Source organism: Aeromonas sp. 604176 (assembly GCF_049170755.1).
Classification (GTDB): domain Bacteria; phylum Pseudomonadota; class Gammaproteobacteria; order Enterobacterales; family Aeromonadaceae; genus Aeromonas; species Aeromonas veronii_A.
Genome location: NZ_JAAKNE010000034.1, coordinates 1 through 23,543 on the forward strand (window position 1 = coordinate 1; position 23,543 = coordinate 23,543).

At 57.4% G+C, this 23,543-nt stretch carries 22 protein-coding genes; 19 read left to right on the plus strand and 3 right to left on the minus strand.

Features of this window, described 5'->3' with window-relative positions; translation table 11 throughout:
- Positions 1-92: 92 nt before the first annotated feature.
- Both G5358_RS08305 and mutH read right to left on the minus strand, forming a co-directional pair.
- A complete protein-coding gene (locus G5358_RS08305; RefSeq protein WP_216952850.1) occupies positions 93-416 on the minus strand; it encodes an isoamylase early set domain-containing protein in 324 nt (107 codons plus the stop codon).
- Positions 417-496: 80 nt separating this feature from the next.
- Positions 497-1,171: a DNA mismatch repair endonuclease MutH gene (mutH, locus tag G5358_RS08310; RefSeq protein WP_216952851.1), complete on the minus strand. Its 675-nt coding sequence runs from the start codon at positions 1,169-1,171 to the stop codon at positions 497-499.
- A gap of 733 nt (positions 1,172-1,904) precedes the next feature.
- Between mutH and rppH the strand changes: the two genes are divergently transcribed.
- The 8 genes from rppH to G5358_RS08350 all read left to right on the plus strand — a co-directional run bounded on the left by rppH (position 1,905) and on the right by G5358_RS08350 (position 9,503).
- Positions 1,905-2,432 (plus strand): RNA pyrophosphohydrolase, encoded by a 528-nt coding sequence (gene rppH / locus G5358_RS08315; RefSeq protein ID WP_005340421.1) that lies wholly within the window; start codon positions 1,905-1,907, stop codon positions 2,430-2,432.
- A gap of 14 nt (positions 2,433-2,446) precedes the next feature.
- On the plus strand, positions 2,447-4,726 hold the full coding sequence (ptsP, locus tag G5358_RS08320; protein WP_005340422.1) for a phosphoenolpyruvate--protein phosphotransferase: 2,280 nt from the start codon (positions 2,447-2,449) through the stop codon (positions 4,724-4,726).
- A 67-nt stretch (positions 4,727-4,793) separates the two neighbouring features.
- A complete protein-coding gene (gene lgt, locus G5358_RS08325; RefSeq protein ID WP_031227775.1) occupies positions 4,794-5,618 on the plus strand; it encodes a prolipoprotein diacylglyceryl transferase in 825 nt (274 codons plus the stop codon).
- Positions 5,618-6,412, plus strand: coding sequence for a thymidylate synthase (gene thyA, locus G5358_RS08330; RefSeq protein ID WP_216952852.1), 795 nt, complete (start codon positions 5,618-5,620; stop codon positions 6,410-6,412). The genes lgt and thyA overlap by 1 nt, the downstream gene beginning before the upstream one ends.
- A 223-nt stretch (positions 6,413-6,635) precedes the next feature.
- On the plus strand, positions 6,636-7,826 hold the full coding sequence (gene nhaA, locus G5358_RS08335) for a Na+/H+ antiporter NhaA (RefSeq protein WP_005341370.1): 1,191 nt from the start codon (positions 6,636-6,638) through the stop codon (positions 7,824-7,826).
- A 38-nt stretch (positions 7,827-7,864) separates the two neighbouring features.
- A complete protein-coding gene (locus G5358_RS08340; protein WP_139743305.1) occupies positions 7,865-8,230 on the plus strand; it encodes a hypothetical protein in 366 nt (121 codons plus the stop codon).
- A complete protein-coding gene (gene nhaR / locus G5358_RS08345; protein WP_005340434.1) occupies positions 8,217-9,149 on the plus strand; it encodes a transcriptional activator NhaR in 933 nt (310 codons plus the stop codon). The genes G5358_RS08340 and nhaR overlap by 14 nt, the downstream gene beginning before the upstream one ends.
- A 51-nt stretch (positions 9,150-9,200) precedes the next feature.
- On the plus strand, positions 9,201-9,503 hold the full coding sequence (locus G5358_RS08350; protein WP_013724128.1) for an ArsR/SmtB family transcription factor: 303 nt from the start codon (positions 9,201-9,203) through the stop codon (positions 9,501-9,503).
- A 49-nt stretch (positions 9,504-9,552) separates the two neighbouring features.
- On the opposite strand, the gene rpsT is transcribed toward G5358_RS08350, so the two are convergent.
- The gene (gene rpsT / locus G5358_RS08355) at positions 9,553-9,816 is read right to left on the minus strand and encodes a 30S ribosomal protein S20 (protein WP_005308808.1); all 264 of its coding nucleotides are present in this window, start codon (positions 9,814-9,816) and stop codon (positions 9,553-9,555) included.
- A gap of 191 nt (positions 9,817-10,007) precedes the next feature.
- Between rpsT and murJ the strand changes: the two genes are divergently transcribed.
- The 11 genes from murJ (at position 10,008) to G5358_RS08410 (ending at position 23,539) form a co-directional block, all read left to right on the plus strand.
- Positions 10,008-11,570: a murein biosynthesis integral membrane protein MurJ gene (gene murJ, locus G5358_RS08360; RefSeq protein WP_219594741.1), complete on the plus strand. Its 1,563-nt coding sequence runs from the start codon at positions 10,008-10,010 to the stop codon at positions 11,568-11,570.
- Between the two features lie 154 nt (positions 11,571-11,724).
- Positions 11,725-12,699 (plus strand): bifunctional riboflavin kinase/FAD synthetase, encoded by a 975-nt coding sequence (gene ribF / locus G5358_RS08365; RefSeq protein ID WP_111901026.1) that lies wholly within the window; start codon positions 11,725-11,727, stop codon positions 12,697-12,699.
- A complete protein-coding gene (ileS, locus tag G5358_RS08370) occupies positions 12,699-15,560 on the plus strand; it encodes an isoleucine--tRNA ligase (RefSeq protein ID WP_421323940.1) in 2,862 nt (953 codons plus the stop codon). Before ribF ends, ileS begins: the two co-directional genes overlap by 1 nt.
- Positions 15,560-16,057: a signal peptidase II gene (lspA, locus tag G5358_RS08375; RefSeq protein ID WP_005340447.1), complete on the plus strand. Its 498-nt coding sequence runs from the start codon at positions 15,560-15,562 to the stop codon at positions 16,055-16,057. Before ileS ends, lspA begins: the two co-directional genes overlap by 1 nt.
- Positions 16,054-16,506: an FKBP-type peptidyl-prolyl cis-trans isomerase gene (gene fkpB / locus G5358_RS08380; protein ID WP_042059691.1), complete on the plus strand. Its 453-nt coding sequence runs from the start codon at positions 16,054-16,056 to the stop codon at positions 16,504-16,506. The genes lspA and fkpB overlap by 4 nt, the downstream gene beginning before the upstream one ends.
- Positions 16,506-17,441: a 4-hydroxy-3-methylbut-2-enyl diphosphate reductase gene (gene ispH / locus G5358_RS08385; protein WP_421222233.1), complete on the plus strand. Its 936-nt coding sequence runs from the start codon at positions 16,506-16,508 to the stop codon at positions 17,439-17,441. The genes fkpB and ispH overlap by 1 nt, the downstream gene beginning before the upstream one ends.
- A 253-nt stretch (positions 17,442-17,694) precedes the next feature.
- On the plus strand, positions 17,695-18,198 hold the full coding sequence (gene tppE, locus G5358_RS08390; protein WP_421323941.1) for a type IVa pilus pseudopilin TppE: 504 nt from the start codon (positions 17,695-17,697) through the stop codon (positions 18,196-18,198).
- 14 nt (positions 18,199-18,212) lie between these two features.
- Positions 18,213-18,608 (plus strand): type IV pilus modification protein PilV, encoded by a 396-nt coding sequence (gene pilV, locus G5358_RS08395; protein WP_272950156.1) that lies wholly within the window; start codon positions 18,213-18,215, stop codon positions 18,606-18,608.
- On the plus strand, positions 18,605-19,705 hold the full coding sequence (locus G5358_RS08400) for a PilW family protein (protein WP_123173791.1): 1,101 nt from the start codon (positions 18,605-18,607) through the stop codon (positions 19,703-19,705). Before pilV ends, G5358_RS08400 begins: the two co-directional genes overlap by 4 nt.
- A gap of 11 nt (positions 19,706-19,716) precedes the next feature.
- Positions 19,717-20,193 (plus strand): pilus assembly PilX family protein, encoded by a 477-nt coding sequence (locus G5358_RS08405; RefSeq protein WP_123173790.1) that lies wholly within the window; start codon positions 19,717-19,719, stop codon positions 20,191-20,193.
- A 10-nt stretch (positions 20,194-20,203) separates the two neighbouring features.
- Positions 20,204-23,539 carry a pilus assembly protein gene (locus G5358_RS08410; RefSeq protein ID WP_216952858.1) on the plus strand — a complete coding sequence of 1,112 codons (3,336 nt, stop codon included), beginning with the start codon at positions 20,204-20,206 and terminating at the stop codon, positions 23,537-23,539.
- Positions 23,540-23,543 lie beyond the last annotated feature (4 nt).

The following is a 23,543-nucleotide window of genomic DNA, read 5'->3' on the forward strand; positions in this document are numbered from 1 at the left end:
AATTGGTGTCGGTATGTCGGCTAAAAGCTCGACAGGTAGTGAAAAGGCTCGCCAATGGCGAGCCTTTTTTGTATCCGGAATTCGGTCACTGCTTACTGGCTGACTCGTACCACCGAGTTGTCGCGGCCGTAGGGGCTGGGTACGTAGGCATCGGCTTGCCAGTCATTCTCGTAGAGGGTCTCTCCCTCAGGAGTGATGAACTGGTAGCAATACTCGAAACTCTCCGGCCCGTCGGTCGGCAGATTGAGGGTGGCCTTGAACTCACCGCTCTTCATGCGTTTCAGCTCGACCGGTTGCCACTGGGTGAACTCGCCGATCAGCATCACCTGTTCCGCTCCTGCAGCCGCCTCTTTCTCTACGGCAAAGGTCACCTTGACCTCGGGCTTGGACTTCAAAAACTGTTTGATCAGTGGCATGACGCCTCCTTGTCTGTGAGTTAAAAATGGCTCCTGTCTATTTTTATACCACCATATGACAAAGATGTTGATAAGGCAGATCAAGTCGGCAAGGCAAAATAGCGTTGCAGCAGACTGTGGGTGAAGTCGATCTTGAGATAGAAGCCGCGGGGCAGGGTCATGATGGGTTGACCATCGCGGCCGATGGCGCGAGTCAGCGCCTTGTTGTTGGCCGCCTTGGGCCGCAGTTGCATCACCTGGCCGTGGCGTGCGCTGATCTGCTCCACTTCTCCCAGCACTATCATGTCCATTAGCTCCTCCCAGTCCTGACGCAGTAGCCGATCTTCCTTTTCATTCGGGCTCCACATCAGCGGCATGCCGACCCGCCGCTCGCCAACCGGGATCTCCCGACTGCCTTCCACCGGGATCCAGAGCACCCGGGATAGCTTGTTGCGCACGTTGGACTCCTCCCAGCGCTGGCCGCTGACGCCGATCAGCGGGGCGACGCAGACGAAGGTGGTCTCCAGCGGTTTGCCTTGAGGATCCACGGGGATCGTCTTGAGTTCGATCCCCAGCTCCGGGAAGTCCTGCTCCGGCTTGCTCCCTGCGCTGGCACCCAGTTGCAGCTCGATCAACTGACCGACCCACCCCTTGTCACGGCGCAGGTCTTTGGGCACTGCGACACCAGCCTCGGCGGCCAGCTGCGCCAGCGTGAAGCCGGCCATGGCATAGGCGCGGCTCAATAACTCCTGCTCGGATTGGGGATTGCTTGGCATAGTTGGCTCCATCTTGCTCGCCATATTCTAACAGGGGAGGATCCCGAGAAGGATCGCTGTTTTTATAACCGATCCTGAGTGGATAAGATCAAACATGGATAAGTTGAGTGTTATGTGTGCATCATCATGATTTTAAAGGTTTTTGTATGTTTTATCGAGCACGGTTCCTAGCGGTGCTTGAGCTTGAAATAGTTGTCCAAGGGTTTGCTCGCGATGTTACACACAGTTATCCACAGAAATCTTGGATAAGTGGATGAAAGTGGAAGGTATGGCCGATATGTTACAAAAAATTGTGAATCCTCCCCCATTTTTGCCGAGCAAGCAGGGTAGATAATGTGCCGTGCTTGTGGATAATCTGTCCTGGGTGGATCTTTGACCAGTTGAACTTGTTCACAATCAGTCTCAGGGAGCACGCTACCGGAAGAGCATGGATCCAGATCCAGTATTATGCATTTAAGTTATTGTATATAAAGTGATTTTTATATTGTGTGTCGTGTGGTGACATGAATGTCTTCTTTTCACTACTATTGAAAAAGTACTGTATATACCCGTTTGCTAACAGCTTTATGCACAGCCTGGGTGGGCAACTTGGGGGAGCGGATCCTTGGATTTGTTTATAAGTATGTTTGAAATTGAAAGTTATTCATGAAACAGGGGATTCACTCCTTGTTTGCTGCCACGGGGTGAATGTGGAACAATCTCCTTATAGATTCAGCCTTTATAAGGTGATCACGTGATTGATGGCGACGGATTTCGTCCCAATGTCGGTATCGTGATCTGTAACCGTGAAGGACAAGTGTTGTGGGCTAAACGCTATGGGCAGCACTCCTGGCAGTTTCCGCAGGGGGGGGTTGATGATGGTGAAACGCCAGAGCAGGCCATGTATCGAGAGCTGTATGAGGAGATTGGCCTCAAGCCCGAAGATGTGACCATCATGGCCACCAGTCGTAACTGGCTAAAGTACCGTTTACCCAAACGTCTTGTCCGCTGGGACAGTTCACCGGTCTGTATTGGCCAAAAACAAAAATGGTTCCTGTTACAGCTGAATTCGGGCAAGGAGTCGCGGATCCAGTTCGGCTGTCATGGCCATCCCGAATTTGACGACTGGCGTTGGGTCAGCTTCTGGTATCCGGTGCGTCAGGTCGTTTCGTTCAAGCGGGAGGTTTACCGCCGGGTCATGAAAGAGTTTGCCCCGCTGGCGATGCCAGTGCCGGCAGTGCAGGTCAACAAGAAGGATGGGCGGCGCAACCGCGCCCGTTAAGGAGCACAGATTAGTTGTTAACGGAACTGAGACGTATCGTCGAGAGCATGGCTGAGGCCAATACCCTCGAGCAGGCCTTGCAGGCATTGGTGAGCCAGACCCGGCACGCCATGGCTGTGGACTGCTGCTCCGTCTATGTCTCGGAACCCGAGGTGCGCCGCTATCGCCTGGCGGCTACCGACGGCTTGGCCCCGTCCGCAGTCGGCAAGGTGACCCTGCCCTACGAGCAGGGCATCGTCGGTCTGGTGGGTCAGCGGGAAGAGCTGATCAACCTGGCTGATGCCCCCGCGCATCCCAGTTTCAAATTCCTGCCCGATGTGGCCGAAGAGGCGTTCCGCTCCTTCCTCGGTGCCCCCATCATGCACCAGCGTCAGGTGGTTGGCATTCTGGTGGTGCAGCAGAAGGAGAGTCGCCGCTTCGATGAGGGGGAAGAGTCCTTCATGGTCACCCTGGCGGCCCAGCTGGCGGCGCGGATTGCCCAAGCGCAGGCCAAGGGGTGGTTGCAGAAGACCGACTGGAGCAAGCCGCTGCGTGGTATTGCCGGTGCCAGCGGTATCGCCATGGCCAAGGCCTGGGTGTGGCGGCCCCGCAAGGCGCTCTCGTCCATTACCCCGCGCAAGGATGAAGACCATGCCAGCCAGCTGGCGCGACTGGAGCTGGCGGTTGAGGAAGTGCGGCACGACCTGGAGAGTCTGGCGCTGCGTTTTCGCGAGAGCTACAGCCAGGATTCGGTGGCGATCTTCGATATCTACCTCCATCTGCTGAACGATCCCGGCTACATCAAGCCTATTCGCAACAAGGTGAGCAAGGAGCACTGGACTGCGGTCTCGGCGGTCAAGCTCATCAGTGATCGCCTCATCGAGCAGTTCAAGGGGATGAAGGATCCCTACTTGCAGGAGCGCTCCACCGATGTGAAGGATATTGCCCAGCGGCTGATCAGCCGACTGGTGCAGAATGAACCGGAACATATCTCCATCGGCGAGCCGGTGGTGCTGGTTGCCGACGAGGTGACTGCTACCATTCTGGCGGAAGTGCCCCGCGAGTATCTGACCGGGGTGGTCTCGCTCAAGGGGGGAACCAACTCCCACGCGGCCATTCTGGCCCGCGCCATGGGGGTCGCCGCCATCATGGGGGTCGATCTGCCCCTCGGCGACATCGGCGGTCGCATGCTGGTCGTCGATGGCTACAGCGGCGATCTCTTCATCGAGCCCAATCAGGTGATCCTGACCGAGTATCGTCAGCTGCTGAGTGAAGAGCGGGCCCTCGATACCCTGGTGCGCAGCGTCGACAACCTGCCATCCGAAACCGCCGACGGCACCAAGGTCTCTCTGTTGCTCAACGCCGGTCTCAGCGCCGATACCGAGATCTCCCTCAACCAGCTGGCGGACGGGGTGGGCCTCTATCGCACCGAGATCCCCTTTATGCTGCAGGAGAGCTTCCCCTCCGAGTGGGAGCAGACTGCCCGCTATCGCGGCATTCTGGAGACCTACCGCAACCGGCCGGTCTGCATGCGGACGCTGGATGTGGGCGGCGACAAGCCGTTACCCTATTTCCCCATCGTCGAGGAAAACCCCTTCCTTGGCTGGCGGGGGATCCGGATCACCCTGGATCACCCCGAACTGTTTCTGGTGCAACTCAAGGCGATGCTGCGGGCCAGCGAAGGGCTGGACAATCTGGCCATCATGCTGCCGATGATCAGCAGCGTCAGCGAAATCAAGGCCTCCCGTCGTCTGCTGGATCAAGCGTGGCGAGAGGTGTCGGAAGAGGCGGCAAGCCGCGATGCGGTGATCCGCTACCCCAGCCTTGGGGTGATGATCGAGGTGCCCTCAGCCCTCTTTATCTTGCCGGAGATGGCGCCGCTCATCGACTTCTGGTCGGTGGGCAGCAATGATCTGACCCAGTACCTGCTGGCGGTAGATCGCAACAACTCCCGGGTTGCCAACATCTACGATGCCTTCCATCCTGCGGTGATCCGCGCCCTGCAACAGCTGGTTGATGCCTCCCATCGATACCAGAAGCCGGTGTCGGTCTGTGGCGAGCTGGCCGGTGATCCGGTCGGTGTACTGTTGCTGCTGGCCATGGGTTATCGCCGCTTCAGTATGAACACCCACAACATCGCCCGGATCAAGTACGTGCTGCGTCAATCCACCCTGAGCGAGTTGACCGAACTGATGGCCGATGGCCTCAAACATGACAACCCCCACGTACTGCGCGGCCTGTTTGCCCGTTATCTGGAGGAGCACGGTTTGGGCGGTTTGCTGCGAGCCGGTCATAAATCGAAACAGAGTGATTGATAATCATGCCTTGTCCCTGCTGACGAATGATCGGAAAATGCGGCTTTTATTTTGACTGGGGCCGCATATGCAGCACGATGGATATTGGGTTTTCTCGCAGATTGATCCCGTAGCATTCAGTTTGGGACCACTATCGGTACGCTGGTATGGTCTCATGTACCTGTTCGGTTTCGCTTTTGCCATGTGGCTTGCCGGCCGTCGCGCCGATGCACCGAACAGCGGCTGGACCCGCAACGAGGTGTCGGATCTGCTGTTTTACGGCTTCCTCGGGGTGATCCTCGGTGGCCGTGTCGGTTACGTGCTGTTCTACAACTTCGATCTCTTCCTCGCGGATCCCACCTACCTGTTCAAGATCTGGACCGGCGGTATGTCGTTCCACGGTGGGCTGATCGGGGTGATCACCGCGATGATCTGGTTTGCCCACAAGACCAAGCGCCACTTCTTCACTGTGGCCGACTTTGTGGCACCGCTCATTCCGTTCGGTCTCGGCGTTGGCCGGATCGGCAACTTCCTCAACGGCGAGCTGTGGGGCCGGGTCACCGATGTGCCCTGGGCCATCATCTTCCCGGAGGCCGGCCCCGAGCCGCGTCATCCCTCCCAGCTTTACCAGTTCGCACTGGAAGGGGTGGTGCTGTTCATCATCCTCAATCTCTTCTGGCGCAAGAATCCGCCGCGCGGTGCCATCTCCGGCATGTTCCTGCTGTTCTACGGCCTGTTCCGCTTCCTGGTGGAGTTTGTGCGCCAGCCGGACAGCCAGCTTGGTCTCTATTTCCAGGAGATCAGCATGGGCCAGATCCTCTCCACCCCGATGATTATCGCCGGTGCCCTGATGATCTGGGCCGCCTACAAGCGTCCGCAGTTGTTCGGTAATGCCGTGAAGGAGGCGAAATAATGCGAGCTTATCTCGACCTGATGCAGAAAATCCTCGATGAGGGGACCATCAAGTCTGACCGTACCGGCACCGGTACCATCTCCCTGTTCGGCCATCAGATGCGCTTCAATCTGGCGGAGGGTTTCCCGCTGGTGACCACCAAGAAGTGCCACCTGCGCTCGATCATTCACGAGCTGCTCTGGTTCCTCAATGGCGATACCAATACCGCTTATCTGAAGGAAAATGGCGTCAGCATCTGGGATGAGTGGGCCGACGAGAATGGCGATCTGGGGCCGGTTTACGGCGCGCAGTGGCGCTCCTGGCCTGCCGCTGACGGGTCTGTCATCGACCAGATCCAGAAGGCGGTGGATGACATCAAGCACAACCCGGATTCGCGCCGCATCATCGTCTCCGCCTGGAACGTGGGCGAGCTGGACAAGATGGCGCTGGCTCCCTGCCACGCCTTCTTCCAGTTCTATGTGGCGGACGGCAAGCTCTCCTGCCAGCTCTACCAGCGCAGTTGTGATGTGTTCCTCGGCCTGCCGTTCAACATCGCCAGCTACGCCCTGCTGACCCACATGATGGCCCAGCAGTGCAATCTGGAAGTGGGTGACTTTGTCTGGACTGGCGGTGATGTGCATCTCTACTCCAACCACATGGAGCAGACAGCTCTGCAGCTCTCCCGCGAGCCGCGCCCGCTGCCGACCCTGCTGATCAAGCGCAAACCTGACTCCATCTTCGACTACAAGTTCGAGGATTTCGAGATCGAGGGTTATGACCCCCATCCCGGCATCAAGGCGCCCGTCGCCATCTGATAGCAAGGCGCCTCAGGGCGCCTTTTTTATGCAGTTAAATAATTGAAAATTCATTTTATTGATTAATAAGACGGTAGCCAGAGACGAGGAAAAACCTGCTTATAGCAGGTATGTTCTATTTTGCTTTCGGTTTTTTCGTTGTATTGAGCAGCAAGAAACGATTTTCCATTGGTTGTTGCAAGGGATAGACTCAAACCAAAGCAATACGGTGGAAAATTTAACCATGAGTGACGTAATCAAAAAGTTCCTGAAGCTGGAGGCCGCCTCCGGAATTATTCTGATCATGGCTGCCATGCTGGCAATGATTTTAGCCAATACCGCGCTGGCTGGCGGGTATCAGGCGTTTCTCGACACGCCGGTGCAGGTGCGCATCGCGGCTCTCGACATCAACAAGCCACTGCTGCTCTGGATCAACGATGGCTTTATGGCGATTTTCTTCCTGCTGGTTGGTCTGGAAGTGAAGCGTGAAATGTTGGAGGGGGCGCTCTCCTCTCGGGTGCAAGCGACTTTTCCGGCCATCGCGGCGGTGGGCGGCATGCTGGCTCCAGCCTTGATCTACGCCTTTTTCAACTATTCGGACGAAGTGGCGCGTGCTGGCTGGGCGATCCCGGCTGCGACCGACATCGCCTTTGCCCTCGGGGTGATGGCGCTGCTCGGCAAGCGGGTGCCGGTGAGCCTCAAGGTATTCCTGCTGGCGCTGGCCATCATGGATGACCTCGGCGTCATCATCATCATCGCACTCTTCTATACCCAGCAGTTGTCGCTTGAGGCGCTGGCGATCGGCCTTCTGGCTACCTTTACCCTGTTCTGGATGAACCGTCGTGGCGAGGATAGGATCAGCCTCTACATGCTGGTTGGTCTGGTGCTCTGGGTTGCTGTACTCAAGTCGGGCGTTCACGCGACGTTGGCCGGTGTGGTGGTCGGATTTATGATCCCGCTCAAGGGGAAGCGTTATGAGTCGCCACTCAAGCATCTTGAGCACTCGTTACATCCCTGGAGCGCCTATCTGATCCTGCCGCTGTTTGCCTTTGCCAACGCAGGGGTATCCCTTGAGGGGATAGGTCTCTCCTCCCTGTTGAATCCGGTGCCCATGGGCATCATGCTGGGACTGTTTATCGGCAAGCCGCTCGGGGTGTTTACCATCAGCTGGCTGTCGGTCAAACTGGGTATCGCCCAGTTGCCGCCCGGGGTTAACTTCAAGCAGATTTTTGCGGTCAGCATCCTCTGTGGTATCGGATTCACCATGTCGATGTTTATCGCGTCACTGGCCTTTGAGCATGGTGGGCTGGATTACGGCAGCTACTCGCGCCTCGGGATCCTCGTTGGATCCAGCATTGCAGCGCTGGTTGGCTATCTGGCCTTGCGATTGTCACTCCCCAAGAGTGATGGGGACCAGAATGCGGAGGGTTTATGAGAAAACAGGCATGGTTACTGCTCTTCTTGGTCAGTCCTATGGGATTAGCTGGCGGGTTTGAAGAGTGTCGACAGGAGGCTGGTTCGGCCAGCTGTTCGGCCTATCTCAACGGGGTGGTGGAGAGTGCTCTGATGTTGGGGGACAAGCAGGCTAAGGCTCGTTTCGGCGAGACCTTCTCCGAGCGGGCGCTAAGCAGCCGGGCTGGCGAGATGGTCAAGCGTTCCAACAAGCGTTATTGCGCTGACCGGATGCCGGACAAGGCACGCCTCAAGGCCACTCTGATGGAGCAGTTTGGCGCGAACAAGGTTGACTCGGTTAGCGACATGTATGACATTCTGGCGGTTGAACTCAGCTGCTACCGGAGTCCGCGTCAAGCGGGAACCCCATCGGATGTCACACCTTAACTACAACCATCTCTACTATTTCTGGATGACTCAGAAGAAGGGCTCCGTTACCCAGGCTGCGGAAGCCCTTTTTTTGACCCCGCAAACAGTCACCGGTCAGATCAAGCTGCTGGAGCAGCGCCTCGGGGGCAAGCTACTCAAACGCAAGGGGCGCTCTCTTGAGGCGACCGAGCTGGGCCAGCTGGTGTTTCGCTATGCCGACAAGATGTTCAGCCTCTCCTACGAGATGCTCGATATCGTCAACTACCGCAAGGAGAGCCAGATCCTGTTCGACGTCGGCATCGCCGATGCCCTCTCCAAGCGCCTTGCCAGCCGCGTGCTGCTCTCTGTCATCCCCAATGATGGTTCCATCCATCTGCGCTGTTTCGAATCGACCCACGAACTGCTGCTGGAGCAGCTGAGCGAGCACAAGCTCGATATGATCCTCTCCGACTGTCCGGTGGACTCCAGCCAGCATGCGGGCCTGCTCTCCAAACGGTTGGGCGGCTGTGGCGTCAGCTTCTTCTGCAAGGCGCCGTTGCCTGAAAAGCCCTTTCCCGCCTGTCTGGAAGAGCGCAAGCTACTGATCCCCGGTCGCCGTACTGCCATGGGGCGTCAGCTGACCCAGTGGTTCGAGCAGCAGGGGGTTTCTCCCAGCATTCTTGGCGAGTTTGATGATGCCGCCTTGATGAAGGCGTTTGGCTTCTTCAATCAGGGCATCTTCATGGCTCCCACCATCTATCGGGAGGAGATCCTTGAGGGGGAGGGGGTGATGCTGATCGGGGAAACTCAGGATCTGATGGAGGAGTATTACGTCATCTTCGCCGAGCGGATGATCCAGCATCCGGCGGTGAAGCGGGTCTGCGAGAGCGATTTTACCTTTCTCTTTTCCGGCCAGGAGAACTTCTCCGCCATCCAGCCGGCCACCCTGTCGTTTTAAAACGACCCGTCACCACGTATCATCGGCGATGAGTGGTAGAGGAGAGATGTGATGCAACTTGAAGAGATGGAAGCCAATGCGAGTAAAGCGGTGGCCTTGCTCAAGGCGCTGGCCAACGAACGGCGGCTGTTTATTCTGTGCCAGTTGCTGGAGCGCGAACTGTCAGTGGGGGAGCTCAACGAGCGATTGGGATTGAGTCAGTCGGCCTTGTCACAGCATCTGGCGCTGCTGCGGCGGGATGAGCTGGTGACGACGCGCAAAGAGGCCCAGACGGTCTACTATTCGCTGCGCAGCCATGAGGTGCGTGAAATGATCAGTTTGCTGCATCGCCTTTATTGCAGCGCAGATAAATAAAAAACCGGCACTAAGGCCGGTTTTTTCAGCTTTGATCAGCAGAAGCTGATTAAGCCATAGCTTTGATCTGGGCAGACAGGCGGCTCTTGTGACGAGCAGCTTTGTTCTTGTGGATCAGGCCTTTGGTCGCCATACGATCCATGATCGGCTGAGCAACAGCGAAAGCGGCAGTCGCAGCAGCTTTGTCGCCAGAGGCGATAGCAGCAATGACTTTCTTCAGGTAGGTACGGGTCATGGAACGACGGCTGGCGTTGTGCTGACGGCGTTTTTCTGACTGAAGAGCGCGCTTCTTAGCAGATTTGATGTTAGCCAAGGTAAAACTCCTAAAACTGTCTTAGCGAGTGTATTGAAAAGGCCCGGAAATATGCCCTTCCAACCACATATTGTCAAATGATTTGTGCAAATAAACACCGCCTCCCGGTGGTGTGTCAGTAGGGAGACGGTTAAACTGTCGGCCGATTCTAGCAGCATTCTTTTCATTCTGACAGTTCCAGAGGCCTCGTCTTGAGTAAGAAATTGATCAAATCCGGCATGATAGTGTCCGGAATGACGCTGGCATCCCGTGTAATGGGCTTGGTTCGCGATGTGGTCATCGCAAATCTGCTCGGTGCCGGGGTGGCCGCCGACGTCTTCTTTTTTGCCAATCGCATTCCCAACTTTCTGCGTCGCCTGTTCGCCGAAGGTGCCTTCAACCAGGCCTTTGTTCCCGTGATGACGGAGTACAAGAAAAATGGCGACGAGAGGGAAGTGCGTGAATTGCTGGCGGCGGTGGCGGGCACGCTGGGGGGCATAGTGACTGTGGTCACCCTGCTCGGTGTGCTCGGTTCGGGTGTACTGACCGCGCTGTTTGGCTGGGGCTGGTTCTGGGACTGGCTGCATGGCGGCCCTGCGGCCGAGAAGTTCGAGCTCGCCAGTCTGATGCTCAAAATCACCTTCCCTTACCTCTGGTTTATCACCTTTACCGCCATGGCGGGGGCCATCCTCAACACCTTCGGCCGCTTTGCGGTCTCGTCGTTTACGCCAGTGTTTCTCAACATCACCATGATTGCGGCGGCCTGGTGGATTGCGCCGCTGATGGACAAACCAGAGATCTCGTTGGCGATTGGTGTCTTTTTGGGCGGTTTGGTGCAGTTTTTGTTCCAGTACCCCTTTTTGCGCCAAATCAACATGTTGGTGTGGCCCAAGTGGGGATGGCATCACCCCGGGGTGGTGAAGATCCGCACCCTGATGATCCCGGCCCTGTTCGGGGTATCGGTCAGTCAGATCAACCTGCTGGTCAACACCATGCTCGCCTCCTTCCTGGCGACCGGTGCCATCAGTTACCTCTACTACTCGGATCGCCTGCTGGAGTTCCCCCTCGGTCTGTTTGCGGTGGCCATCAGTACGGTGATCCTGCCTGCGCTGGCGAAAAAGCATGTGGATGCCGATCCGGCCGACTTCTCCCGCACCATGGATTGGGGGGTGCGGATGGTGATGCTGCTCGGCCTGCCCGCCATGATAGGCATTGCGGTGATGCGCGAGCCCATTTTGCGGGTGCTGTTCATGCGCGGCGAGTTCGGCCTGCATGAAGTGAGCATGTCGAGCGCCAGCCTGCTGGCCTCCACTACCGGTCTGCTCTCCCTGATGCTGATCAAGGTGCTGGCGCCCGGTTACTACGCCCGTCAGGACACCAAAACGCCGGTGCGGATCGGGGTGATGTCGATGATTGCGAACATGGTTTGCAACCTCATCTTCATCTACCCGCTCGGTTACGTGGGGTTGGCGCTCTCGACCGCCTGCTCGGGTACTCTGAATGCGGCTTTGCTGTTCAAGGGGTTGTACCAGCAGAGCGTCTATCGTCCCTCCCGCCATACCGGCGTGTTCTGCCTCAAGCTGCTGGTCGCCAGCGTGCTGATGGGGGGCGTGCTCGCCTATCTGTCGCCGGATCTGGCTCAGTGGGGTGCATGGAGCATGGGTAAGGCCAGTTTGCAGCTGACCATGCTGCTGTCGCTGGGGGCTGCGGTCTATGCCGTGGTGTTGCTGCTGCTGGGCATTCGGCCGCGTCACCTTAAATCGGGGCAGCAGTAGCCGTGATCCTGCGGCGCCATGGGGATAGTGCCTCATGGCGCCGCGGGGGGGCGTGATGGGCCCGTATAGTTGAAATCAGGCTATGAGGGCTGACCATGTCTGCTGCCTGATATATAATCCGCCGATTTCCATGGCAGCAACGCACAAGGCACTGATGGAGCTTATTCGCGGCATTCACAATCTCAAGCCCCGTCACCGGGGATGTGTATTAACCATTGGCAACTTTGATGGGGTTCATCAGGGTCACCATGCGGTATTGGCACGTCTCAAGGAGAAAGCGGCCCAGCTGGGATTGCCCGCCTGCGTCATGCTGTTTGAACCGCAGCCGCTGGAGCTGTTTGCCGGCACGGCGGCGCCCGCCCGGCTGAGCCGGTTGCGGGAAAAGTACGAAGCGCTGCAGGGGCTGGATATCGATCGCATGCTCTGCGTGCGCTTCAGCCACCGCTTCGCCGAGCAGGCGGCTTCGACCTTCATCGAGCAGTTGCTGGTGGAGAAGCTCGGGGTGCGCTATCTGGTGGTTGGCGACGATTTTCGCTTCGGCAAGGGGCGGGAAGGGGACTTCCACCTGCTGGAGGAGGCGGGTCATCGCTTCGGCTTCGAGGTGATCAGTACCCAGAGCTTCCAGCTCGAACGGCAGCGGGTCAGCAGCACCCTGGTGCGTGAAGCCCTTAAGGCGGGCCGGATGGCGGAAGTGGAGCTGATGCTTGGCCGTCCCTATACCATCAGCGGCCGGGTGGCCCACGGCGACAAGTTGGGGCGCACCATAGGTTTTCCCACCGCCAATCTGGCCCTCAAGCGCCAGGTGATCCCGGTCGGTGGCGTGTTTGCGGTGGAAGTGATATGTTCCGGCAAGACCTTCCCCGGTGTAGCCAATGTGGGTGTACGGCCGACCTTGAGCGGTACACAAGCCAGATTGGAAGTACATCTATTTGATTTTTCTGGTGATCTATATGGTCAGCAGGTCAAGGTGCTGCTTCGCCACAAGCTGCGCGAAGAGCAGAAGTTTGCCTCTTTCACTGCCTTGAAAGAGCAGATCGAACGAGATGCCCTGGCGGCCCGAGCCTGGTTCGGGCTGCCACAATTCAATTTACCCAGCACTCTTTTAGAAAAGAAGGGAACCCAGGACTGATGAGCGACTATAAACACACCCTGAATCTTCCGGAAACCGAGTTTCCGATGCGTGGCGATCTGGCCAAGCGCGAACCCAACATGCTGAAACGTTGGTACGATCAGGATCTCTACGGCGCTATTCGCCGCGCCAAAGCGGGCAAGCCTTCTTTCATTCTGCATGATGGCCCCCCCTATGCGAACGGCAATATTCACATCGGTCACTCGGTCAACAAGATCCTCAAAGATATCATCATCAAGTCCAAGGGCCTCTCCGGTTTTGATTCCCCCTATGTGCCGGGTTGGGATTGCCACGGTCTGCCTATCGAACTGAAAGTGGAAGGCATGGTCGGCAAGCCGGGCGAGAAGGTTTCCGCTGCCGAATTCCGCGCCGAGTGCCGCAAATACGCCAAGACCCAGATCGAAGCGCAGAAGACCGACTTCATCCGTCTGGGTGTGCTGGGCGACTGGGAACACCCCTACCTGACCATGGATTTTGGCACCGAAGCCAACATCATCCGCTCCATGGCCAAGATCGTTGAAAATGGCCACCTGCACAAAGGCTCCAAGCCGGTGCACTGGTGTACCGATTGCGGCTCCGCGCTGGCTGAAGCCGAGGTTGAGTACTACGACAAGAACTCCCCCTCCATCGATGTGCGCTTCAAGGCTGTTGATGAGGCGACCGTTGCCGCCAAGTTTGACTGCGCCGAAGGCCACACCGGCAAGGGCCCGATCTCTGCGGTGATCTGGACCACCACTCCGTGGACCCTGCCAGCCAACCGCGCCATCGCCATGCACGCTGATCTCGACTATGCCCTGGTGCAGGTCGAAGGGGACAACCCCGAGCGCCTGATCCTGGCCGCCGAGCTGGTCAAGGACGTGATGGATCGCGCCGGTATCGAGAAGTTCCACAATCTGGGCTATGCCAAGGGTGCCGCGCTCGAGCTGCTGCGCTTCAACCACCCCTTCTACAGCTTCGATGTGCCTGTGGTACTGGGTGATCACGTTACCCTTGATGCCGGTACCGGTGCCGTTCACACCGCACCTGGCCACGGTCAGGAAGACTTCGTGGTCGGTCAGAAGTACGGTCTGGAAGTGGCCAACCCGGTTGGCAGCAACGGTGTTTACCTGCCGGATACCGAACTGTTTGCCGGCCAGCATGTGTTCAAGGCCAATGCCTCCGTGATCGAAGTGCTGACCGAGCGCGGCGCCCTGCTGCACCACAAGGTGTTCAACCACTCCTATCCGCACTGCTGGCGTCACAAGACCCCGATCATCTTCCGTGCCACCCCGCAGTGGTTCATCAGCATGGAGCAGAAGGGTCTGCGCAAGCGCGCGCTGGAAGAGATCGAGCGCATCGAGAAGGACGGTATTGCCCAGCAAGGCCAGAGCGGCTGGGTACCGGCTTGGGGTAAAAACCGCATTCAGGCGATGGTCGAGAACCGTCCTGACTGGTGTATCTCCCGTCAGCGCACCTGGGGTGTGCCCATCTCCCTGTTCGTCCATAAAGAGACCCAGGAACTGCACCCGGAATCCGTGCGCCTGATGCACGAAGTAGCCAAGCGGGTCGAGCAGTCCGGCATTCAGGCATGGTGGGATCTGGACAAGGCGGAGCTGCTGGGTGCCGATGCCGACATGTACGACAAGGTGCCTGACACCCTCGACGTCTGGTTTGACTCCGGTTCTACCCACGCCTCCGTGGTCGATGCCCGTCCCGAGTTCAACGGCAAGCCAGCCGACATGTATCTGGAAGGTTCTGACCAGCACCGTGGCTGGTTCATGTCCTCCCTGATGATCGGCGTGGCCATGAAAGACAAGGCTCCCTACAACCAGGTGCTGACTCACGGCTTCACCGTGGATGGCCAGGGTCGCAAGATGTCCAAGTCCATCGGCAACGTGGTGAGCCCGCAAGACGTAATGAACAAGCTGGGTGCCGACATCCTGCGTCTGTGGGTCGCCAGCACTGACTACACCGGCGAGATGACCGTCTCCGACGAGATCCTCAAGCGCTCTGCCGATGCTTATCGTCGTATTCGCAATACTGCCCGCTTCCTGCTGGCCAACCTGAACGGCTTCAATCCGGCGACCGATATGGTGGCGCCTGCCGACATGGTAGTGGTGGATCGCTGGGCCGTGGGTCGTGCCAAAGCGGTACAGGCCGAGCTCGTGGCTGCGTTCGACGAGTACAACTTCCACGGCGTGACCCAGAAGCTGATGCAGTTCTGCTCCATCGAGATGGGCTCCTTCTATCTGGATGTCATCAAGGACCGCCAGTACACCGCCAAGGCCGACAGCTTGGCCCGTCGCTCCTGCCAGACTGCCCTCTATCACATTGCCGAGGCCATGGTGCGCTGGATGGCGCCGATCATGAGCTTCACCGCTGATGAAATCTGGGCCCTGCTGCCGGGCGAGCGCGGTGAGTTCGTCTTCACCGAGGAGTGGTACGATGGCCTGTTCGGGCTGGAAGCGGGCGAAGTGCTGAACGACGAGTTCTGGGCCGAGATCCTCACCGTGCGTGGTGAAGTGAACAAGGCGCTGGAAGTGGCTCGTGGCGAGAAGCGCATCGGCGGCTCCCTGCAGGCCGAGCTGACCCTGTTCGCCAAGCCGGAGCTGGCTGCACGCCTGAATGCCCTGGCCGATGAGCTGCGCTTCGTGCTGCTCACCTCCAAAGCCAAGGTTGTTGAGGCTGACACTGCGCCGGAAGGCTCTGTGGCGACCGAGCGTGATGACCTGTGGTTGAGCGTGGCCCAGTCTGCTGCCGCCAAGTGCGACCGCTGCTGGCACCATGTAGAAGATGTGGGCACCATCGCGGGTCACGAAGAGATCTGTGGTCGCTGTGTGACCAACGTTGAGGGTGACGGCGAAACTCGTCAATTTGCCTGATGAACATGACTCAACATAAAAGCGGCCTGCGTTGGCTGTGGCTGGCAGTGCTGGCCTTTGTACTGGACCAGGCGAGCAAGCTCGCCGTGGTCAAGTTGCTGCCATTTGGTTACCCGGGGGTGGAGATCACCCCCTTCTTCAATCTGGTTCACGTCTACAACAAGGGCGCCGCATTCAGCTTCCTGGCTGATCAGGGGGGCTGGCAGCGCTGGTTCTTCGCGGTGCTGGCTTTTGCCATCTGTGGATTGCTGATCCACTGGCTGCGCAAGCAGTCGGTGACCCAGCGTTGGAGCGGTATCGCCTATTCACTCATCATCGGCGGCGCCCTCGGCAACGTCTTTGATCGATTGGTGTTGGGCCATGTGGTCGATTTCCTCGACTTCTACTGGCAGCGTGCGCACTGGCCGGCATTCAATCTGGCCGACAGCTTTATCTTTATCGGGGCCGCCATGATCGTGCTGGACGGTTTCCGTGGTGAGAAAAAGGAGCAGGCATGAGCCAGCAGATCACCGCTAACAGCAGCGTGCTGTTCCACTTCTCCATCAAGCTGGAAGATGGCTCGGTTGCCGACAGCACGGCGCTGCACGGCAAACCAGCCCGCCTGCGGATGGGCGATGGCAGCCTGACCCCCACCTTCGAGCAGTGTCTGCTGGGCCTGTGCGAAGGGGAGAGCAAGAGTTTTACTCTGGCGCCGGAGGAGGCCTTTGGTCTCTCCAATCCCGACAATATCTACCATCTCGACCGTGCCAAATTTGGCGCCGATGTGGAGCCAAAAGTCGGCACCATCATCCTGTTCGATCAGCCCAATGGCAGCGAGCTGCCGGGCATCATCCGGGCGGTAGCCGGTATGTCGGTGACGGTCGATTTCAACCACCCGCTGGCCGGTCATACCGTCACCTTCGAGGTGGAGATCCTGGGCGTTGATGATGAGGAGAAGGTGCATTAATGGATATTCTGCTCGCTAACCCTCGCGGTTTTTGCGCCGGTGTTGATCGCGCCATCAGCATTGTCGAGAGCGCGCTGGAGAAGTTCGGTGCTCCCATCTATGTTCGTCACGAAGTGGTACATAACCGCTATGTGGTGAACAAGCTCAAGGAGGCGGGCGCCGTCTTCGTCGAGGAGCTCGATGAGGTGCCGGATGACAGCATCGTCATTTTCTCTGCTCACGGCGTGGCCAAAACAGTGCGCGAGATGGCCAAGTCCCGCGCCCTCAAGGTATTTGATGCCACCTGTCCGCTGGTGACCAAGGTTCACATGGAAGTCCATCGCGCCAGTCGCAAGGGCTCCGAAGCCGTGCTTATCGGTCATGCTGGCCACCCCGAGGTGATCGGGACCATGGGGCAATACGAGAATCGCGAAGGTGGCATGTATCTGGTGGAGACACCGGAAGATGTGGCCAGGCTCAAGGTGAAGAATCCGGATGACCTCTGCTTCGTCACCCAGACTACCCTGAGCGTGGATGAGACCTCTGACGTGATCGATGCGCTGCGCAAGCACTTCCCCAAGATCCAGGGGCCGCGCAAGGACGATATCTGCTACGCCACCCAGAACCGTCAGGATGCGGTGCGGGAGATGGCGGGGCTGGTGGACGCCATGCTGGTGGTGGGGTCTCGCAACTCCTCCAATTCCAACCGTCTGCGCGAGCTGGCCGAGAAGGTGGGCGCCAGAGCCTATCTTATCGACGATGCGTCGATGATTGAGGCGAGCTGGCTGGAAGGGGTGAAGGCGATAGGCGTCACTGCCGGCGCATCCGCCCCCGAGGTGCTGGTGCAGTCCGTGATTGCCCGCTTGCGGGAGCTGGGAGGCAAGGTGGTCGCCGAGCATCCTGGCCGTGAAGAGAACGTGGTGTTTGAAGTGCCGCCAGAGCTGCGGATCCTCTGATCCCTCTCATCTCGCTGGATGTCGGTTTATTGCCAGAGCCACCTCGTTGAGGTGGCTTTGTTTTTTGGCTCTAACGAGTCCTCTTTGCATGTTCGCAACTAGATTGCAGCAAAAATTGATGATGCAGCTCGAACTTTTGCATTGCCGGGATTGAAACACCAAGTGCCCGGCATAGACTGCCATCAAGCCCTTACTCTGGCTTAGCACACATGGAGTGTGTCTGTCCTCCTGGAACAAATCAGAGCGAAACAGGATGTTTTTGCGTTCAGGTTTTAGCCTTATCGAGCTTATGGTCACCATAGCGCTCGTCTCTTTGTTACTCACGTTGGGGGTTCCTTCCTTCAACGCTTTGCTGCGCACTATTTCTCTCAATTCTCAGGCTAACAACTTTGTTGCGGCCATCAACCTTGCCCGCTCAGAAGCCATTCGCCGCAACACGGTAGTGACCCTCTCCGCCTCTGCCGATAACCTGACCCAGCATCACTGGGAGGCTGGCTGGCAGATCTGGGTCGATGGCAACGGTAACGGCATACTGGATAATGGTGAGTTGTTGCGAGGCTTTCCCGACATGGGGGGCGGGGTATTGAGCAGCAATACCTCCCTGCTGCGTTTTAATAGCGAGGGTTTTCTTGATGGCCGCACTCCGTTGGCACGGGTATTTTCCCTGCGTCCTGATGAGTGTCGGAATGAGCCCTCCCGTGATATCAACATCACAGTGGCTGGTCGCCCTTCCATTACCGAGGCTAGCTGCCCATGATGCGAGAACGGGGTTTGTCACTGCTTGAAATCATGATCTCGGTACTGGTGCTCTCCATCGGTATTCTGGGCATGGCGACTCTGCAACTGCAGGCTCTCAAGAGTAACCAGTCGGCGCTGACGCGTACCGAGGCGACCCAGTATGCATACATGATCAACGACATGATGCGGGCTAATCGCAGCGCGGCTCTGAACGGGCAATACAATATCGACTTGGGCGAAACTGTCTCGGGTAGCTCTATGGCGGTTCAGGATCTGCAACACTGGAAGCGGGTCGTAGCCGAGCTACCAGGTGGCGATGGCGCCGTATCGGTCAGTGCCGGAAGGGCCACCATCACTATTCAGTGGGATAGCAGTCGGCTGTCGACTGATCCTGCGTCGCGCAGCATGATCCTGAGGACGGACCTATGAGCAGGAGCGGTTTGCCGCTACACCAGCACGGGATCGGCTTGGTCGAGGTGATGATCGCCTTGGTGCTCTCGCTGATAACGGTGGGGGTCATGATTCAGGTGTTTCTCGGCAATCACAAAACCTATCTCACCGGCGAGGCCATTGCCCGGGTGCGGGAAGATAGCGGATTTGCCACCAATCTGCTGCAAAAAGAGCTGCGTATGGTGGGCTATCAGGGGTGTCTCAGCAAACAGGGGGTCAATATCACCAATACCCTCAATAACAGTACGGCACTGCCCTACAACTTCACCACCTTTTTGCGTGGTTACGACAATGTGACGTCCACTTTGCCAGCCGAGCTGTCTGCTCTGTTCAGCGGTTCCGAGCCCAGACCCATGCCGGGTAGCGATATCCTGTTGGTTCAGGGGCCGGTTGGGGTTGGGGTTCCGCTCAGTCGTGATAATCATAACAGTGCCGCCCAGCTCTTTGTGCAGCAGCTATCCAGCAAGGCCGACTATTGTGGTTCCGGCGCACAGGGTTATAGCGATCTGTGCGAGGGAGATATTGTCATGGTCTCCGACTGTCAGAAGGCCAGAATATTTCAGGTCACCAAAGTACAGGGCGTGGCAGGGGGGCGTGAGGTCAATATCGTCCACTCCAATGACAACAAATATACGCCAGGCAATGCCAGCAGTTCCTGGGGGGGGGCCAGCAGCCCACCCGAGGAGCGATTCGGTCTTGGCTCGGTCGTGAACAGGGTGGAAACCCGTCTCTACTATATCGCCCGCCCCTCTGCCAGCAGCCCCTACGCGCTTTATCGCAAGAACGGGGTGGCTGCAGGTATGCCCCTTATCGAAGGGGTGGCCAATATGCAACTTACATTCGGCGAGGATCAGAACCGGGATCGGGCGGCAGATCGCTATGTGAGCGCCGCCAGCAATCCAAACTGGAACAATGTACTGGGGATTGGAGTACAGCTTCTTATGCGCAGTAACCAAGGCAATGTGGTGTCGTCTCCGCAGGCCCTTAGCTTTGCCGGAGCCACCTTCCGGGCGACCGATCGCAACTGGTACTGGGTCGCCGAAACCACAGTTGCGCTGCGCAACCGGCTACCTTGAGGAGCCCAGTCATGATGGATCGACAGCAGGGGATGGCGCTGGTGATCAGCCTGATTTTTCTGGTCATGGTGAGCCTGCTGGGTATGGCCAGTATGCGTGGGGCGCAGTTGCAAGAGAAGATGGCGGGTAACCAGAAAGAGGCGCTGCAGGCATTGCAGGCGGCAGAAGCGGGCCTGCGCGCTGCCGAGCGCTATATCGAGGCTGGCAACTCGGGTCCCTATGACAACAGCGCGGGCCTGTATGAATTTATCGACACCGCGGTGGATCCTGCCTCCCCTTCGACCGCTTGGCGTACCTATACCAACAGTGGTCTGGCGGGGCGCGCTCCCGAATACTTTATCGAACGGTTGCCCTATACCCAGGGGGGGAGCGAGGATCTGGCAGTCGATGAGCCCATCAGTGAGCGTCGTCTATATCGTATTACTGCAAGGGGATTTGGTCTCTCTGACGAGAGCCGGGTGCTGTTGCAATCGACCTATAGTCGCTAGGAGGCGGTGTATGGGCAAACTTGGTTTTGGCCTTTCAGTGATGCTCTGCTGTGCTTCGGCACAGGCGGCGCTCGATATTGCCCAGGTTCCCCTCTATCTCGGCACCCGGGCCGATCCCAATATCATGTTTACCCTGGATGATTCAGGCTCGATGCATTTCGAAATCATGCCAGAATCACTCATAGAGAATGAAGCGCGTTATGTTTATCCAAGGGCTAATAAAATATATGGCAATGAGGATTATAATAACTACACGGTAACCTTTGATAGTAATAATGATCGTAATGCTTATATCCGTTCTAACTATAATAATAAATTATATTATAATCCTCAGGTCACGTATCTGCGTTGGGTAAACGCTGATGGTTCCTTGATGGAAAAAGCTAAACCGAAATGCGCTTGGCATAATCCATCCAAGCCCGATATGGGTTGCAGAGATCTTACTCGGGAAAACAACGAGGAAAAACTGCGTTATTATTTCGGTCCGAAAGAACGAGATTATGTGACAGAGGAGATATATTGGCCAGCCGTTTACTTTGACTATAAGGGAAGCGGTAATGTTAAAAATAGCAGTAACTACACTCGGGTGGAAATTCGGCCTGGTAAGACTTACCTTAATCGCCCAACTCGCAGCGATTGTGTCAGTAAACCGGTCTGTAGCTATGAGGAAGAAATTCAAAATTTTGCTAACTGGTACACCTATTATCGCTCGCGGATCTTGGCGGCACGAGCTGGCATTGGGCGTGCCTTTGCCAGCCAGGGGCAAGCGCTGCGAGTCGGTTTTGCCACCATCAATGCCAGCGGTAGTGTGATCCGTGATGTGGCCGCTTTTTCGGGTACTAATCGCAGTGACTTTTTCAACGATCTCTATAGCCGCGATATTCCAGCTGCCGGTACTCCACTGCGGACCAGCCTCCAGCATGTGGGAAACTACTTTTCCAAGACGGGTGGCGATGGCCCCTGGGCCGCCAGTGCCGGTAGCACGCTTCCTCATCTTACCTGTCGCCAGAGTTATAACATTCTGATGACCGATGGTTACTGGAGTGAGGGGCGAGCTTATAATCCTGACCCTGCGGTCGGTGACCAAGACAATGATGGAACCGCTGATACCTTGGCTGATGTGGCTTACCATTACTGGAAAACGGATCTGCGTCCCGATCTCGCAAACAAGGTTCCGACCAGCACGGAGGATCCCGCTAATTGGCAGCATCTGGTCAACTTCACGGTCGGATTGGGGGTCAACGGCACCTTGAACCCTGCCAGCGGGAAGCCTGTGAGTTGGCCCAGCCCCTACGGCTCCGATGCAAAGAAAATCGATGATCTGTGGCATGCGGCCGTCAACAGCAAAGGGAATTTCTTCAGCGCGGCAGATCCCGATACCTTCGCCGCAGCCCTGAGCAGTACGCTGGCACAGATTGCCGCCCGTAACAGCTCCGCCAGCTCGGTAACCGCCAACGCAACCCGGCTGGACAGCAATACCCACATCTACCAGGCCCGCTACAACAGCGGCGACTGGTCGGGGCAACTGGTCTCGATCCCGCTGAACAGCGATGGCACCCTTGGGGAGATCGCTTGGGATGCCGCTACCTTGATCCCCGAGCCTTCGGCACGCAATATCTTCACCCGGCAAGATGGTGTCGGCATCCCCTTTCGTTGGGATACGCTGAATGTGACCAACCGGGCTCTATTCAATGTCGCTGGTGACAACCAGGGAGAAAGCCGTGTCGCCTATCTGCGCGGTGATCGCAGTGGTGAGCAGCGCAATGGTGGTGCGTTTCGTAATCGTAGTGATCTGCTCGGCGACATCATCAATTCTGATCCCGTCTACGTGGGCAAGCGTGATTACGGTTACAGCAGTGCAGCCGGTCTGACCCAGACCGAGCGGGAGGGTTACCAGGCTTTTCTAAGCTCGACGGCGATTACCCGCCGCCCACCCATGCTCTATGTCGGTGCCAATGACGGTATGCTGCACGGATTTCGAGTCGCCGACGGTGTCGAGCGACTGGCCTATATCCCGTCCAGCCTGCTGGGCGAGCTGAATCAGTTGACCAGACCGAATTACAGCCATCGCTACTATGTGGATGGGACGCCCAGGGTGGGCGATGCCTATCTGGGCAGTCGCTGGAAGAGCATCTTGCTGGGATCCACCGGTGCCGGTGGCAAGGCGGTATTTGCCATCGATGTGACGGCCCCGGATAACTTCACCGCCGACAAGATGCAGTGGGAGTTCACCGATAGCGAAATGGGGGTTGCACTGGCGGCACCCACTCTGGTACGTGTCAAAGCCGACAACAAATGGGTTGCTCTGGTTGCGAATGGTTACAACAGCACCAGTCAGACTGCGAGGCTGTTTGTGCTGGATCTGGCGACTGGCGCCATCATCAAAGAGATTGATACCGAGGTAGGGTCTTCCAGCGAGCCCAACGGTCTATCTTCCCCCTTGCCGGTAGATCAAGACGGGGACAGGGTTGTCGACTATGTCTATGCCGGTGACCTGCACGGCAATCTGTGGAAATTCGATCTGACTGACAAAAACAGTGCCCAGTGGGGAAGTGCTTTGAAAACGGGCAACAAGCCCAAGCCGCTGTTCCAGGCTTGTAATGGCAGCTGCAGTGCCGGTACGCGTCAGCCGATCACCATGCGTCCTTTGGCTATTCGGCACCCTAAAGGGGGGGTTATGGTGATGATGGGGACTGGCAGTTATTTTACCAATGATGACAAACTGGTTCCCGCCACGCCGAGGCTGGAAGCGGTGTACGGTATCTGGGATACGGGGGCTACCGTGCTCAGTAGCCAGCTGTTGCAGCAGAGCATCACCCATGAGTTTGTGGCCAACGGCACCACTATCAAGTTCAACGTGAGGGTTGTCTCCAACCGGAATGTCAATTACACCAGCCAAAAGGGTTGGTATCTGCTATTGAAATCGCCAAGCTTGAGCAAGGGGGTCGGTGAGCGGGCCGTCTCCGAGATGCTCTATCGGCATAAGCGATTGATCTTCAATACCTTGATCCCGTCGGCGGATGCCTGTGACTTTGGTGGCCGCTCCTGGCTGATGGAGCTGGATCCCATCTCGGGGGCCAGACTCACCTACTCGGTGTTTGATGTTAACGGCGACGGGGCCGTCAACGATGATGATTACGTCGCGATCGAGGATGAAGCCGGCAATGACATCAAGGTGCCGGTCAGCGGCAAGCAATTTGATGAGCTCACCACGACGCCAAGCGTAGTGGAAGATGCCGAGATGGAGCGCAAATATATCAGCGGCTCCAGCGGAAATATCTCGGTCACGCTGGAAGAGGGGGCAGGCGATCTGGGTGGCCGCCAGTCCTGGTTGCAACTGGAGTAGAGGT